1 protein-coding gene and 1 pseudogene are annotated in these 671 nt (G+C 65.4%); both read right to left on the bottom strand.

The features are described 5' to 3' along the window. Nucleotides 1-428 (bottom strand): annotated as a pseudogene (locus CWM58_RS27890) (oxaloacetate decarboxylase); the annotation flags it as partial. 15 nt (nt 429-443) lie between these two features. Next, nucleotides 444-671, bottom strand: a 228-nt coding sequence (locus CWM58_RS27885) for an oxaloacetate decarboxylase subunit gamma (protein ID WP_100682230.1), incomplete at its 5' end; no start/stop codon positions are given.

Here is a 671-nt window from a genome sequence, read left to right as displayed (position 1 = left end):
GAAAGCGTGCCCTGGGCGTGGGCGCCGTGGCGGCGGACCGCCTGCAGGGCGGCCTGCATGTTGCGCGGGTCGTTCATGGCGTCGAAGACGCGGAAGACGTCCATGCCGTTTTTGACGGCGCGCTCCACAAAGCGCTCCACCACGTCATCGGCGTAGTGGCGGTAGCCGAGCAGGTTCTGGCCGCGGAGCAGCATCTGCAGCGGGGTCTTCGGCATCGCCTTTTTCAGCTCGCGCAGGCGGAGCCACGGGTCCTCGCCGAGGAAGCGGATGCAGGCGTCAAAGGTGGCGCCGCCCCAGCACTCAAGGGAGCGGTAGCCGACGTCATCCAGCTGAGCGGCGACGGGGAGCATGTCGTCGAGACGCAGACGGGTGGCGAACAGGGACTGGTGGGCGTCGCGCAGGACGACATCGGTAATGGCAACGGTCATAAATTCCTCCGTGAATTAAGGGTGAAGACGGCGATGGTGATGAATGGCGGCGACAATCGCCGGTTTTAAACGGGCGAAGTCGTCGGCCGGCGCGACGGCGGCCGGCGCCGGTTTGGGGGCGGCAGGCGGCTCAGGGAACAGACGGTTCACGGCGAGGGACATTCCCTGAATGGCAAAGATGAGCAGCAGCAGGAACACCAGCACAAAGCCCATGCCGAGAAACATCAGGGTGAAGCCTTCGCC

This window comes from Klebsiella sp. H-Nf2 (assembly GCF_002806645.1).
Taxonomy (GTDB): domain Bacteria; phylum Pseudomonadota; class Gammaproteobacteria; order Enterobacterales; family Enterobacteriaceae; genus Klebsiella; species Klebsiella variicola.
Note: the sequence above shows the minus strand (reverse complement) of the source record. Positions and strands in the feature narration are given on the sequence as shown.